This is a genomic window from Streptomyces sp. NPDC048331 (assembly GCF_043201215.1).
GTDB lineage: Bacteria > Actinomycetota > Actinomycetes > Streptomycetales > Streptomycetaceae > Streptomyces.
Genome location: NZ_JBICYT010000002.1, coordinates 328,830 through 342,830 on the forward strand (window position 1 = coordinate 328,830; position 14,001 = coordinate 342,830).

Below are 14,001 nucleotides of genomic sequence, written 5' to 3' on the forward strand. Positions count from 1 at the left end.
CGCGGGCCGGGGCCGGAGGTCCGCCGCCGCGGTTGCCGAGGCGGCGCCCGGCGCGAACCGCGCCGGGAAGATGCACGGCACGGACGTTCGAACTCCGTGTGGCCGCCGCGTCGGGCGCCGCCGACCCGTGCCGAGTTGGTTGGATGCGGGTATGAGTCGAGTCCACTGGCTGTTCGGCGACCAGCTCGGCCCGCATTTCACGGCGACCGCCGCCGGCGGGACACCGCGCGGCACCCGGTGGCTGCTGATCGAGTCCCGGTCCGTCTTCCGCCGCCGCCGGTTCCACCGGGCCAAGGCCCATCTGGTCCTCAGCGCCATGCGCCACCGGGCGGCAGACCTCGGGGCGAGCGCGCGGTACGTCGCGGCGGAGAGCTACCGGGAGGGCCTCGTACGGGCCGTGGGCGACGCACCCGTATCGGTGCACCACCCGACCTCCCGGGCCGCCCTCGCCCTCGTGTCCTCGCTGCCTCAGGTCACGGTCCACCCGGCCCGCGGGTTCCTCGTGAGCCACCGGGAGTTCACGGACTGGGCCGCACGGCAGAAGGGCAGCCGGCTGCTCCAGGAGAACCTGTACGAACACACTCGGCGTACCCACGACATCCTGATGGACGGCGACGGACCGGCGGGCGGCCGCTGGAACCTGGACCACGACAACCGCGAACCCCCGCCCCGCGGCCGGGACACCCTCGGCGCGCCGCCCCCGTACCGGCCCCGCGAGGACGAGATCGACGAAGGAGTCCGCCGGGACCTGGATCGCTGGGAACGCGAGGACGGGATCACCTTCGTGGGCCGCGACGGCCCACGGTTGTTCCCGGCGAGCCGCCGCGAGGCACTGGCCGCGCTCGACCACTTCGTCACGCACCGCCTGGCCGGTTTCGGCGCGTACGAGGACGCCATGCTGGCCGGGGACCCCGTGATGAGTCACAGCCTGCTGTCCTCCTCCCTGAACCTCGGGCTCCTCGACCCCTGGGAATGCGTGAGCCGCGCCGAGGAGGCCCGGCGGGCCGGACACGTGCCCCTCAACAGCGCCGAGGGTTTCATCCGCCAGGTGTGCGGGTGGCGCGAGTACGTATGGGGCCTCTACTGGCACCTCGGCGAGGACTACCGGCACCGCAACGACCTGCGCCACACCGCGTCCGTGCCCACGTGGTTCGCGGAGCTGGACGCGGACGCGCCCGCGGCCCGCTGCCTGTCCACCGTGCTGGCGCAGGTCCGGGACACGGGGTGGACGCACCACATCCCCCGCCTGATGGTCCTCGGCAGCCATGCCCTGCAACGGGGCTGGGAACCGGCGCAGGTGACGGACTGGTTCCACCGGTGCTTCGTGGACGGCTACGACTGGGTGATGCTGCCCAACGTGGTGGGCATGTCCCAGTACGCGGACGGCGGCCTGATGACCACCAAGCCGTACACCTCGGGCGGCGCCTACATCCACCGGATGAGCGACCTGTGCGGGGGCTGCGGGTACCGGCCCACCGACCGCACCGGCGAACGCGCCTGCCCCTACACCGTCGGCTACTGGGCCTTCCTCGACCGGCACCGTCCACGGCTGGAGGGCAATCCGCGGATGTCCCGGGCCGTGCACGGGCTGGACCGGCTGGGCGACGTGGCACAGGTCGTCCGGGCGCACCGCGCGGCGGGCGACTCACCCCCTTGACGGCGCCCACGGGCGCGCCCCCCGCCGGTGGCGGCGCCGGCATGGGGCGGGCGCCTTGGAACACGATCTCAGCGGGGGCCCTTGCGCACCGCCCGCAGCCACTCCTTGTTCATCGCGGCGATCGACGGCAGCGGGATGCCCTTCGGGCAGGCCGTGGCGCATTCACCGGTCAGGGTGCAGCCGCCGAAGCCCTCCTCGTCCATCCGCGCCACCATGTCCAGCACGCGGGTCTCGCGCTCCGGCGAGCCCTGCGGGAGGACGTTCAGGTGGTTGACCTTGGCCGAGGTGAAGAGCATCGCGGAGCCGTTGGGGCAGGCCGCCACGCACGCGCCGCAGCCGATGCACTCGGCGTGCTCGAAGGCGAAGTCGGCGTCGGCCTTGGGTACGGCGGTGGCGTGCGCCTCGGGGGCGGCGCCGGTGGGGGCGGTGATGTAGCCGCCGGCCTGGATGATCCGGTCGAAGGCGCCGCGGTCGACGACGAGGTCCTTGACCACCGGGAAGGCGGCGGCTCGCCAGGGCTCGACGTCGATGGTGTCGCCGTCGGCGAAGGACCGCATGTGGAGTTGGCAGGTGGTGGTGCGTTCCGGTCCGTGGGCGTCGCCGTTGATGACGAGGCTGCAGGCACCGCAGATGCCTTCGCGGCAGTCGTGGTCGAAGGCGACCGGGTCCTCGCCGCGCAGGATGAGGTCCTCGTTGAGGGTGTCGAGCATCTCCAGGAAGGACATGTCCTTCGAGATGCCGTCGACCTCGTAGGAGACCATGTGGCCGGGGTCGTCGGCGCCGCGCTGGCGCCAGACGCGCAGGGTGAGCTTCATGCGTAGCTCCGCTGGGTGGGGTGGACGTACTCGAAGACGAGGTCTTCCTCGTGCAGGACGGGGGCGGCCCCGGTGGCGGTGAACTCCCAGGCCGCGGCGTAGGAGAAGGCCTCGTCCCGGCGGGCGGCCTCGCCGTCGGGGGTCTGCGACTCCTCCCGGAAGTGGCCGCCGCAGGATTCGGCGCGGGCGAGTGCGTCGAGGCACATCAGCTCGGCGAGTTCGAGGTAGTCGACGATGCGGTTGGCCTTCTCCAGCGACTGGTTGAACTCCTCGCCGCTGCCCGGGACCTTGATCCGACGCCAGAACTCCTCGCGGATCTCGGGGATCCGGTCGAGGGCCTTGCGCAGCCCCTCCTCGCTACGGGCCATCCCGCAGTACTCCCACATGAGTTCGCCGATCTCGCGGTGGAAGGAGTCGGGGGTGCGGTCGCCGTCGACGGCGAGCAGCCTCGTGAGTCGCTCGCGGGTCTCGCGTACGGCGGCCACCGCTTCGGGGTGGGCGTCGTCGACGGTGTCCTGGTGGGGGTGGCGGGCGAGGTAGTCGTTGATCGTGGAGGGGAGTACGAAGTAGCCGTCGGCGAGGCCCTGCATCAGGGCGGAGGCGCCGAGGCGGTTGGCTCCGTGGTCGGAGAAGTTGGCCTCGCCGATGGCGAAGAGGCCCGGGACGGTGGTCTGCAGGTCGTAGTCGACCCAGAGGCCGCCCATCGTGTAGTGCACGGCGGGGTAGATCCGCATGGGGACCTCGTACGGGTTCTCCGCGGTGATCCGCTCGTACATGTCGAAGAGGTTGCCGTACTTCTCGGCGACCTTGTCGCGGCCCATGCGGTGGATGGCGTCGGCGAAGTCGAGGTAGACGCCCTGGCCGCCGGGGCCGACGCCGCGGCCCTCGTCGCAGACGTTCTTCGCGGCGCGGGAGGCGATGTCGCGGGGCACGAGGTTGCCGAAGGAGGGGTAGATCCGCTCCAGGTAGTAGTCGCGCTCCGCCTCGGGGATGTCGCCGGCGGCGCGGGTGTCGCCCTTGGCCTTGGGGACCCAGATGCGTCCGTCGTTGCGCAGGGACTCGCTCATGAGGGTGAGCTTGGACTGGTGGTCGCCGGTGCGCGGGATGCAGGTGGGGTGGATCTGGGTGAAGCATGGGTTCGCGAAGTAGGCGCCGCGCCGGTGCGCCCGCCAGACGGCGGTCGCGTTGGAGTTCATGGCGTTGGTGGAGAGGTAGAAGACGTTTCCGTAGCCGCCGCTGGCCAGGACCACGGCGTCGGCGTAGTACGTGGAGATCTCGCCGGTGATCAGGTCGCGGGCGACGATGCCGCGGGCCACTCCGTCGACGACGATCAGGTCGAGCATCTCGGTGCGGGCGTGCATCTCGACGTTGCCGGCGGCGATCTGTCGGGACAGTGCCTGGTAGGCGCCGAGCAGGAGCTGCTGGCCGGTCTGGCCGCGGGCGTAGAAGGTGCGGGAGACCTGGACCCCGCCGAAGGAGCGGGTGTCGAGGAGGCCGCCGTACTCGCGGGCGAAGGGGACGCCCTGGGCCACGCACTGGTCGATGATCTCCACGGAGATCTGGGCGAGGCGGTGGACGTTCGACTCGCGGGCGCGGAAGTCGCCGCCCTTGACGGTGTCGTAGAAGAGGCGGTGCACCGAGTCACCGTCGTTGCGGTAGTTCTTGGCGGCGTTGATGCCGCCCTGGGCGGCGATGGAATGGGCGCGGCGCGGCGAATCGCTGAAGCAGAACTGGACCACGTGGTAGCCCTGTTCGGCGAGGGTCGCGCCGGCGGCACCGCCCGCCAGGCCGGTGCCGACGACGATGATGGTGTGCTTGCGGCGGTTGGCCGGGTTGACCAGCTTGGCCTCGAAGCGGCGGCGGTCCCAACGGTCCGCGATCGGGCCTTCGGGGGCCTTGGTGTCGGCGAGGGGCTCGCCGGTGGTGAAGCGGGCGTAGGCGTTGCTCATGTCAGCTCACCACTCCGGTCATGACGGCGACGGGGACGGAGACGAAACCCGCGAAGAGGACGAGGGCCAGGCCGTTGGCCAGGAACTTCAGGGTCCGCTCGCGTCGGGCGCTGCCCGCGCCGAGGGTCTGCGCGGCACTCCAGAAGCCGTGGCGGACGTGCAGGCCGAGGGCGGCCATGGCCACGATGTAGATGGTGTTCCCGTACCAGGTGGAGAAGGTGGCCAGGACGTTCTCGTACGGGTGCCCGGACCAGGCGCGCTCGTTGACGGTGAGCGTGGTGAGGTCGAGCAGGTGCCAGACGATGAACAGGCCGAGGATGATCCCGCCCCAGCGCATGGTGCGCGTGGCATAACTCGCTCGGCGGCGCTTGTAGACGTACTTCACCGGGCGGGCCTTGATGTCGCGGCGGCTGAGCTGGTAGGCGGACACGGCGTGCGCGACGACGGCGGCCAGCAGTCCCACGCGGACGAGCCACAGGGCCCACTCGTGGTGCAGGAAGGGCGAGCCGAGGGTGCGCAGCCAGTGGGCGTATCCGTTGAACTCGTCGGCCCCGAAGAAGATCTTGAGGTTTCCGAGCATGTGCACGACGAGGTAGCCGAGCATGATCAGGCCGGATACGGCCATCACGGACTTCTTGCCGACGGAGGAGTCCCAGATCGTGCGTGTGATGGACGGCCGTCGATCCGTCCGCGTTGCCAGAGCCATGTCTTCGACGGTAAGGACGGCGGACCCGAAAGGGCAAAGACATGATTGAGCTGATATCGATAGGCTGTGCCTATCGGGAGGGATAGCCTGGGGGGATGCAGTTCCAGCAGCTCCTGTACTTCGTGGCCGTCGCCGAGACCCGACACTTCACCCGGGCCGCCGAGCGCGTGCACGTGGCGCAGCCCTCGCTCTCCCAGCAGATCAAGGCACTCGAACGGGAACTCGGGGCCGAGCTCTTCAGCCGGGCCCGGGGCAACATCACCCTCACCGACGCGGGTGAGACGCTGCTGCCGCTGGCGCGGCGGATCCTGGCGGACGCGGACACCGCGCGGCTGGAGGTGCAGGAACTGGCGCAGCTACGGCGCGGGCGCGTGCGGCTCGGTGCCACACCGAGCATCTGCACGGGCCTGCTGCCGGACGTGCTGCGGGCCTTCCACGACGCGCATCCCGGGATCGAGCTGCTGATCGAGGAGAGCGGGTCGCTCGACCTCGTACGGGAGCTCGCCCGCGGGGCCCTGGACCTGGCCCTGATCGCGCTGCCGCTGCCCCCTTCGGCGCCGGCCCTGACCACGGTGGAACTGCTGACGGAAGACCTCGTCGTGGTCTCCTCGGCGGAACGGCCGGCGCCGGGCGGGGGCGGCGAGCTGACCATCCCGGGGCTGCGGGACGAGCCGATGGTGATGTTCCGGCACGGCTACGACCTGCGGGAGCTCACGGTGGCGGCCTGCCGGGCGGAGGGCTTCGAGCCGGTCTTCACCGTGGAGGGCGGGGAGATGGACGCGGTCCTGGGCTTCGTCCGGGCGGGGCTCGGTGTCGCGGTGGTTCCGGCGATGGTGGTGGACCGCGCCGGGCCGGGCCTACGGGTGACCCGGATGGCAGGGTCCCCGCTGCGCCGCACGATCGCCCTGGCCCACCGCACCGACGTGGCCCCGCCGCGCGCGGCCCGCGAGCTGAAGCGCATACTGCTCGGCTGACTCCGCTGCGACCGGGTCCCCGAGGGCGCGGCGGCCGTCAGGGGGCCGCGGGGGACATCGGCGGGACCGGGGCTACCGGCAGCGCCTTGTCGAGGCCCTCCGCCAGCATCGCGAAGGCCTGGTCGGCGTCGGCCACCGCGGCCGCGTAGGCCTGGTCGGCACCGAGACCGGAATCGATCCGCAGCCAGTTCTCCTGTCCCAACTCGTGGCGGACCGCCACCAGATGCGTGGCCGCCAGGCGGGCGGCGAGCGGGGGCACCGCCTCCGACTCCAGCTCGGCGGCGAGCAGTTCCACCTCGCGCTCGGTGTAGTGGTTCAGCCGGCTCTTGAGGCTGGCGGTGCCGTAGAGCAGCCTCATGAAGGCGAGCACGTTCGGATGATCGCAGAGGCCGGTGATCGGGTCCCGCTCGGCGAGGGCCGCCAGGAAGTGCGCGTGCACCGCGCCCACCGGGGTGCTGCCGGCGGGCCGCTCGCGCACCACGCGCGCCGCCTCGTCCTGGTGGTCGGCGAACCGGTCGAGCAGCAGGTCCTCCTTGCTCGGGAAGTACCGGAAGAGCGTCGGCTTGGAGACCTCGGCCGCGGCGGCCACATCCGCCACCGACACGGCATCGAAGCCCCGTTCCAGGAAGAGCTCCAGCGCCGTGGCCGCCAGCCGGTGGCGCGTACGGAGCTTCTTGTTCTCGCGCAGACCCGTCGTGTTCTCCATGCCGCACAGCGTAGCACGAATGCGTGACCAAGTTATTTTTTTAACCGGGTTGCTTTTTCTGTCGGGAGCCGCTTTCCTTGAGGCAACGACGAGGAGAGGAACACCTCCGATGACCGACGTACTGACCGACTCGATGACCGACGTACTGATCGCGGGCTCCGGCCCCACCGGCTTGACGCTCGCCTGCTACCTCGCACAGCGGGGAGTCTCCGTGCGCGTCATCGAGCGGCGCACCGCACCGCACCGCGAGTCCCGGGGCAAGGGGCTGCGGAGCAGCAGTCTCGCGATCTTCCAGGAGCTCGGCATGGCCGAACCCTTGATCGCCACCGGCATCGCGGGGATGGTCCTGCGCAAGTACTTCGACGGCGAGCACATCAGCGACACCCCCACCCCGGCGGACGCCGGCCTGCTGATCGGCCAGTGGCAGACCGAAGAGGCGCTGCGCGACCGGCTCGGCGAACTGGGCGCGCACGTCGAGTACGGGGCGGAGCTCGTCGGCATCACCCAGGACCAGGAAGGTGTGAGCGTCGAGCTGGCGGACGGAAGTATGATCGCGGCCCGCTATCTCGCCGGGTGCGACGGCGGACGCAGCACCACCCGCAAGCTGCTCGACATCCCCTTCGAGGGGGACGGGGAGCAGGAGCCCGCGATGGTCATCGGCGACGTCAGGGCGCCGGGGCTCGGCCGGGACGTCTGGCACCAGTGGTTCACCTCGGAGGGCGCCGGGATCCTCCTGTGCCCCATGCCAGGGACGGACTCCTTCCAACTGCAGGCCGCACCCGAGCAGAACGAGCACGGCGAGCCGCTGCCGCCCTCCCTGGAGAGCTTCCAGCGGATCTTCGACCGGTGTGCCGGTGCGCCGGACATCCGGCTGGAGGACCCCACCTGGCTCTCCTCTTGGCGGGTCAACGTCCGCATGGCCACGCGGATCCGGGAGGGCAGGGCCCTGCTCGCCGGGGACGCCGCGCACGTGCACCCCATAGCCGGCGGGCTCGGCATGAACACCGGCATCGAGGACGCGGCGGCGCTCGGCCGGGCCCTCGCCGCCGCCCTCGCCGGGCCGGACGCGGACGCGGCGCTCGACGCCTACGAGGCGGAGCGGCTGCCGGTGGCCGCGAGGCTCCTGGCCGACACCGCCGAGCGGTACGAGCGGGTCGTGGAAGCCGTCCGGACCCCCGGCCGCGGGACGGAGGTCGGCCTGGTGACGAGTTCCGCGCACCGGAACCAGTAGCGGCCCGGGCCACCTCGGGCCCGGGCTTCGACACCGGCTCCGCACCGGCGGACGTCAGGAGGGCGTGGGCACCGCGTCCGAGAGGGAGAGGGTGTGGATGCGGTCCGGGGCTCCGGGCCGGGCGTAGTACCACCCCTGCGCGGTGTCGCAGCCGAGGGCGCGCAGCTGGGCGGCCTGGGCTCCGGTCTCCACCCCCTCGACGGTGACGGCGAGTTCGAGGCTGTGCGCCAGGGCGACGATCCCCTCCACGATCTTGACGTCGACCGGGTTGGCGGGCTGCTGCTGCATCCCCTGGGTGAAGGAGCGGTCGAGCTTCAGGACACTGACCGGCAGGCGCCGCAGGTTGGCCAGGTTCGAGTAGCCGGTGCCGAAGTCGTCGAGAGCGATGTCCACACCGAGGGCCGCGAGCCGGCGCAGCGGTTCCAGGAGCTCGTCGTCGGCTCCTATCAGGGCCGACTCGGTGACCTCCAGGCACAGCGCGCCCGGGGCGAGGCCGGACTTCTCCAGCACCGCCACGGTGTCGGCGACCAGGCCCGGGTGGTGCAGTTGGGTCGGCGAGAGGTTGACGTTGATCCGCAGGGCCGCGCCCCCGTGCTCACGCTGCCAGATACGGGCCTGACGGACGGCCTCCTCCAGGACCCAGCGGCCGAGCGGCACGATCAGCCCGGTCCGTTCGGCGAGCGGGATGAAGCGGTCCGGGCCGAGTACCCCGTACTGCGGGTGCGACCAGCGCACCAGTGCCTCGGCGCCGTGCACACTGCCGTCGCGCATGTGGACCAGCGGCTGGTACTCGATGAAGAACTCGCCGCGTTCCAGCGCCGCGGGCAGGGCGTTGGTCAGGCCGTGGCGGGTGATCGCACGGGCGTCCGCCTCGGCGTCGGCGAATTCGAAGCGGTTGCCACCGGCCGCCTTGGCCCGGTACATCGTGATGTCGGCGCTGCGCAGCACCTCCGCCGGGGTGCGTTCCTTGGCGCGGCCCTCGACGATGCCGATGCTGCCACGGACCGTCAGTTCCCTACCGTCCAGTCGGATCGGTGTGGACAGGGCGGTCAGGATGCGGACCGCGAGGTCGGTCACCTTCTGCTCGGTGTCGGAGCCGGTGGTCAGGGCGACGAACTCGTCACCGCCGAGCCGGGCGACCACCTCGCCGGGGCCGGTCGCGCAGCTCTGCAGCCGGTCGGCGACCTCCACCAGCAGCCGGTCCCCCGCCGAGTGCCCGAGGCTGTCGTTGACCGCCTTGAAGCCGTCGAGGTCGAGGTAGCACAGGCCGTAGCGGTCGCCTCCGGCCCCGGAGAGTGCCTTCTCCAGCCGCTCGAAGAACAGCGTCCGGTTGGGCAGGCCGGTCAGGGCGTCGTGGGTGGCCTCGTAGCGCAGGCGCAGGTTCAGCAGCCGGCGTTCGGTGGTGTCCTCCATCAGCGCCAGCTGGTACTGCGGCTTCCCGTCGGCGTCGCGCAGCAGCGACACCGTCAGGTTGGTCCAGAGCACGGTGCCGTCGTGCCGGTAGTACGGCTTCTCCACGCGGTAGCTCTCGCGTTCGCCACGCACCAGCTCGCCGTACATCCGCCACACGTGCGGGGTGTCGTCGGGGTGTCCCCACTCGCTGACGTTGCGGCTGCGGACGTGTCCTTCCAGCCCGCCGAACATCTGCAGCAGGGTGTCGTTGACCTCCAGGACGTTCCCGTCGAGGTCGGCGATGCCGATCCCGACGGCCGCGCCCTCGAAGACCGCCCGGAAGCGCTCCTCGCTCGCGTGCAGGGCCTGCTGCGCGTCGGTGCGCGCGGTGAGCGCGGAGCGCGCGATGGCCTCCTGCTCCCGGAGGGTGCGCTCGCGCAGGGCGCGGGCGTATCCCGCCGCCATGGCGTGCTGGAGCCGGGCGCAGCGGGAGCGGTACTCCTCGGTGCCTTCCACGCCGGAGCCCTCGGGTCCGTCCGGGCCGCAGTAGAGCACCAGGTACGACTCGATGACGCCGAGGGTGCCGGCCAGGGCCTCGGGGTCGGTGCAGTGCACGGCGACGAGTTCCGCCCCCACCTGCTGGGCGACCGAGGCGTCGAAGGGCCGGGCGTGCAGGGCCCCGGTGAGCGTCCGGGTGAGGGGTACGAGGTGCCGTTCGAACTCGGTGCGGGTCAGCGAGGTCGCCGTGACCGGGAAGATCGCCCGGCCCCAGATCGTGGCGAAGCGGGCGATCCGGTCCTCGATGCCGCCGTGCGGGGCCGCCGAAGACCCGGTGGCCGGTGCCGCGGCGGGCGCCGCGGCGACTTTCGGCGAGCCCGCCGTCTGTGCGGGAAGTCTCACGCCTTGCGTCCCACGCCGCCGAAGCCCGAGAAGGCGTAGGGGTCTTCCGGTGTCTCGCCGTCCTCACCGTCGTCGGGCCGGTCCGGCCGCCAGTCGGGCATGGAGACGAGGCCGGGCTCCAGCATCTCGAATCCGTCGAAGAAGCCGCTGATCTGTTCCCGGGTACGCATGACGAGGGGGTTGCGCATGTCCCGGTAGACGCCCACGGTGCCGGCGGCGGTTTCCTGGGTGAGCGGAATTCCCTCGTACGAGGCGTGCGTGAGGATCAGCAGGCTGCCGGGGGCCAGCGCGTCCCGCAGCTCGGCGACGGCGGCGTACGGGTCGTCGCTCTCCTCCAGGAAGTGCAGGACGGCGACGAGCAGCAGGGCGACGGGGCGGCCGAGGTCGAGCAGTCGGCCGACCTCGGGGGCGGCCAGGATCTCCTTGGGCTTGCGCAGGTCGGCGGCGACGATGCCGCTGTGGTCGTCTCCCGTGAGGACGGCCCTGCTGTGCGCGACGGCCACCGGGTCGTGGTCGACGTAGACGACGCGCGCCTGCGGGCTGGCGGCCTGGGCGATCTCGTGGACGTTGCCGAAGGTGGGGATGCCGGAGCCGATGTCGAGGAACTGGGTGACGCCCTCGGCGACGGCGTGCCGGACGGCGCGGCGCATGAATGCCCGGTTGGCCTGCATGATCTTGGGCAGCCCCGGCATGAATTCCATGGCACGGCGCGCGGTCTGGCGGTCGACCTCGAAATTGTGGGACCCGCCCAGGTAGTAATCATAGATGCGGGACACGCTCGGCACCGATATGTCGATGCCTGGCGGGGCCCAGGCGGGGCGCTCCATCGGGGTCTCCAAGCGTTGGTCCTGCGGTCGTCCGTGTGAGGTCGGACTCCTGTCCGAGCCGAATGTACTGATCATTTCCCAACAGGGCGAGCAAAAGCGGAAATTGCCGATCCGTTCTTCGTCACACACCAAAGGCGCCGCCACGCCGGGTGAGGGAATGACCGATACCGACAAGTCCCTTATGAGAATTGGCCGAGGGGCGATCGGAGTCATCACACTACCGACCCGCGAGTGGCTCAAACCTTACTGGTCGGCAGTCCACCCGTTCAGGCGAACCGGACCCGAGCCTCGCGTGCCCGGGCGCGCGCGGGCCCATGCTCCCGGGGTGAACAGAGCCTGTGCCAGGCGCCTGCTGGCGGTCCCGGTCCTGCTGTGGGCGGCCTTGTCCGTCACGCCGGCCGTGGCTGATAGCCGCGCCTACCCGACGACCGACTCCGGCGACGGACCGGCCGCCTCCGTGGTGGCCTCCGTGATGGCCTCGGTGGCCGGTGGCAGCGACCGCGACCGCGGCCCGCGTGGCGGACATCACGGTGACGACCAGGGCTCCGACCACGGGAAACGTCGTGGAGGCGGGCACGGCGGGGGTCATCACGGGCACCCCCACTGCCCCCCGCCGCCTCCCCCTCCACCGTGCCCGCCGAAGCCGCCGCCGAAGCCCACGCCGCCACCGGTGCCCACTCCCCCGCCGCCACCGCCCGAGCCTCCACCGCCCCCGAAGCCCGAGCCGCCGAAGCCACCGCCGCCTCCCGAGCCGGCGCCGAAGCCCGTACCGAAGCCGGTCCTGCCCGCGCCTCCACCGCCGAAGCCGGCGCCCCCCGCGCCCCGCGTGGTCAGGGCTCCCGCGCCGCCACCACCGGCAGCACCCGCCCCACCGCCACCACCCGCCCCAGAGGTGAAACCCGTACCGCCGAAACCGGTGGCCCGACCCGCGTATCACGCGGCGGCCCGCAAACCCGCCGAGCACCACATCTCGCCGGTGACTTTCACCTTGATGACCGCCGCGCCCGCCGTGCTCGCGATCGTCGCGCTACGCCCGCGCTAGCGCTTCTTCCGTCCCACCAGTAACCGATTGGGAGTCATCTTGTCGGAATGGCTCGTCCTGTCCATCGCGATGGCCGCGGCCTGTGCCGTGGTGCTGTCCATCGCCTTCTTGAACCACAGGAGGATCGGCGACGACGACGATCCCAACGAGACCCCGGACGTCATCGAGTACATGACGATGATGATCGGGGTGATCTACGCGATCGTGCTGGGCCTCGCGATCGCCGGCGTCTGGGAGGGCCGCGGCGCCGCCCAGGAATACGTACGCCAGGAGGCCCAGGCCCTGCACGAGATCAGTGTCCGCTCCGAGGTCTATCCGGCCGAGGTACGCAAGAGGATCCGGTCCGATGTCGACGCGTACGTGTCCTATGTCGTGGACACGGAGTGGAAGCGGATGGCCGACCACGGCGAGCTCGCCGAGCACGGCGGGGAGCTGCTGGAACGTATCCGCCGGGACGTCACCGACTACGAACCGCAGACCGACCACGAGGGACAGGCCTACCAACCGCTGGTCGACCAGGTCGCGGTGGTGGACGACGCCCGCAGCGCACGCGGCTCGAGTGCCGGGGCCACCATGCCGGGGGTGGTGTGGTTCGGGCTGATCGTCGGCGCCCTGGTGACCGTGGGGCTGATCTTCACCCTGCAGATCAGGCGGTCGTTCCGCGAGATGCTGCTGGCGGGCCTGTTCAGCGCCCTGATCGCGTTCCTGCTCTTCCTGATCTGGGACTTCGACGCACCGTTCGGTCGGGGCATCTCCGCCACCGCCGAACCGTTCCTCGCCCAGTTCCCCCACCTGGACCTCGGCGGCTAGGTCGTCTCTTTCGGATCTTGTCGGCCCGGCAAGATCCGGAAGAGACGACCTAGGCCCCGAGCCGCCTCTCCCGGAGCCTGTCGGATCCCGCCGTCCGCAAACCGGGGACGGGCCTCCCGTCCCCGGTTCGGCCCAGGGCCATGCCCCATTCGCCCGTTCCTGATCGCGGGTCACCGCACCCCGACCTAGCGTGTCGGACATCGAGGCGCACGACCCCCCACGTGCGGAAAACCGTTCCGCGGCTGCTCCTCGGGGATCCGGAGAATCAACCATGGGTGCGATACGTACGTCCGCCACCGCCCTGCTGAGCGCCGGCGCCACTGGCGCCGTATTCGCGCTCGGCGCCTTCGGCATGCCCGCGACCGCGGCCGAGGCCCAGCCCACGATCACCTCGTTCGGGTTCACCCTCACGCCCTCGACCGTCGCCCCCGGAGGGCAGACGGTCCTCGCGGTCAGCCGTTGCAACGCCGCCTACGCCACCGCCTCCTCCGGGGTCTTCGACACCGTGAGCATCGCGCGCGGCCAGACCGTGCGGGTCACCGTGGACCGGGACGCCCGGCGCGGAGCCGTCTACTCCGTCTCCTTCACCTGCAACGGGGAGACCGGCTCGGCCGATCTGACGATCGCCGGCGGCACCACCGCACCCACCACGAGCTCCACACGGACCGGCACCGGCGCGACCCTCTACCCGACCCCGTCCTCCGCCCTCGGTGTCCGCGGCGGACTGGGTGGCAGCATCGCCGGTATGGATCCCGTGGAGCTCGGCGCCGGCGCCGGACTGTTCCTCGCCGCCGCGGGCGGCACCGTGTTCGCCCTGCGCCGCAGGGGGTCCGACCGTAGCCATTGAATCCGCCGGACCTCCCCCGCTACCGCGCCGGGGGGGGGCCGGGCGGCGGGGGGGGGGGGGGGGGGGGGGGGGGGGGGGGGGGGGGGCGCGCGGGGGGGGGGGGGGGGGGGGGGGGGGGGGGGGGGGGGGGGGGGGGGGGGGGGAC

At 71.6% G+C, this 14,001-nt stretch carries 11 protein-coding genes; 5 read left to right on the forward strand and 6 right to left on the reverse strand.

Annotation, left to right across the window (positions count from 1 at the left end; all coding sequences use genetic code 11):
• Positions 1-151 precede the first annotated feature (151 nt).
• Positions 152-1,657, forward strand: a complete 1,506-nt coding sequence (locus ACGFYY_RS05025; protein ID WP_393707143.1) for a cryptochrome/photolyase family protein — start codon at positions 152-154, stop codon at positions 1,655-1,657.
• Positions 1,658-1,725: 68 nt separating this feature from the next.
• Here the strand turns inward: ACGFYY_RS05025 and ACGFYY_RS05030 are convergent, their stop codons facing one another.
• From ACGFYY_RS05030 to ACGFYY_RS05040, 3 genes are read right to left on the reverse strand one after another with little or no spacing between them, the layout of a single operon-like run.
• Positions 1,726-2,472, reverse strand: coding sequence for a succinate dehydrogenase/fumarate reductase iron-sulfur subunit (locus tag ACGFYY_RS05030; protein WP_109782545.1), 747 nt, complete (start codon positions 2,470-2,472; stop codon positions 1,726-1,728).
• The gene (locus tag ACGFYY_RS05035; protein ID WP_393707144.1) at positions 2,469-4,421 is read right to left on the reverse strand and encodes a fumarate reductase/succinate dehydrogenase flavoprotein subunit; all 1,953 of its coding nucleotides are present in this window, start codon (positions 4,419-4,421) and stop codon (positions 2,469-2,471) included. The genes ACGFYY_RS05030 and ACGFYY_RS05035 overlap by 4 nt, the downstream gene beginning before the upstream one ends.
• Position 4,422: 1 nt before the next feature.
• Positions 4,423-5,127, reverse strand: coding sequence for a succinate dehydrogenase cytochrome b subunit (locus ACGFYY_RS05040; RefSeq protein ID WP_393707145.1), 705 nt, complete (start codon positions 5,125-5,127; stop codon positions 4,423-4,425).
• 95 nt (positions 5,128-5,222) lie between these two features.
• Here ACGFYY_RS05040 and ACGFYY_RS05045 point away from each other — a divergent pair, with 95 nt between their 5' ends.
• Positions 5,223-6,101, forward strand: coding sequence for a LysR family transcriptional regulator (locus ACGFYY_RS05045; protein WP_393707146.1), 879 nt, complete (start codon positions 5,223-5,225; stop codon positions 6,099-6,101).
• Between the two features lie 37 nt (positions 6,102-6,138).
• Here ACGFYY_RS05045 and ACGFYY_RS05050 read toward each other — a convergent pair whose 3' ends face one another.
• Positions 6,139-6,807 carry a TetR/AcrR family transcriptional regulator gene (locus tag ACGFYY_RS05050; RefSeq protein ID WP_393707147.1) on the reverse strand — a complete coding sequence of 223 codons (669 nt, stop codon included), beginning with the start codon at positions 6,805-6,807 and terminating at the stop codon, positions 6,139-6,141.
• A 109-nt stretch (positions 6,808-6,916) separates the two neighbouring features.
• On the opposite strand from ACGFYY_RS05050, the gene ACGFYY_RS05055 reads away from it, so the two are divergent.
• The gene (locus ACGFYY_RS05055) at positions 6,917-8,038 is read left to right on the forward strand and encodes an FAD-dependent oxidoreductase (RefSeq protein ID WP_393707148.1); all 1,122 of its coding nucleotides are present in this window, start codon (positions 6,917-6,919) and stop codon (positions 8,036-8,038) included.
• A gap of 54 nt (positions 8,039-8,092) precedes the next feature.
• Here ACGFYY_RS05055 and ACGFYY_RS05060 read toward each other — a convergent pair whose 3' ends face one another.
• Together ACGFYY_RS05060 and ACGFYY_RS05065 are read right to left on the reverse strand one after the other, a co-directional pair.
• The gene (locus ACGFYY_RS05060) at positions 8,093-10,330 is read right to left on the reverse strand and encodes a putative bifunctional diguanylate cyclase/phosphodiesterase (protein WP_393707149.1); all 2,238 of its coding nucleotides are present in this window, start codon (positions 10,328-10,330) and stop codon (positions 8,093-8,095) included.
• Positions 10,327-11,157, reverse strand: coding sequence for an SAM-dependent methyltransferase (locus ACGFYY_RS05065; protein WP_393707314.1), 831 nt, complete (start codon positions 11,155-11,157; stop codon positions 10,327-10,329). The genes ACGFYY_RS05060 and ACGFYY_RS05065 overlap by 4 nt, the downstream gene beginning before the upstream one ends.
• Positions 11,158-12,238: 1,081 nt before the next feature.
• On the opposite strand from ACGFYY_RS05065, the gene ACGFYY_RS05070 reads away from it, so the two are divergent.
• Together ACGFYY_RS05070 and ACGFYY_RS05075 are read left to right on the forward strand one after the other, a co-directional pair.
• Positions 12,239-13,009, forward strand: coding sequence for a hypothetical protein (locus tag ACGFYY_RS05070; protein ID WP_365278364.1), 771 nt, complete (start codon positions 12,239-12,241; stop codon positions 13,007-13,009).
• A gap of 271 nt (positions 13,010-13,280) precedes the next feature.
• On the forward strand, positions 13,281-13,856 hold the full coding sequence (locus ACGFYY_RS05075; protein WP_393707150.1) for a hypothetical protein: 576 nt from the start codon (positions 13,281-13,283) through the stop codon (positions 13,854-13,856).
• The last annotated feature ends 145 nt before the right edge of the window (positions 13,857-14,001 follow it).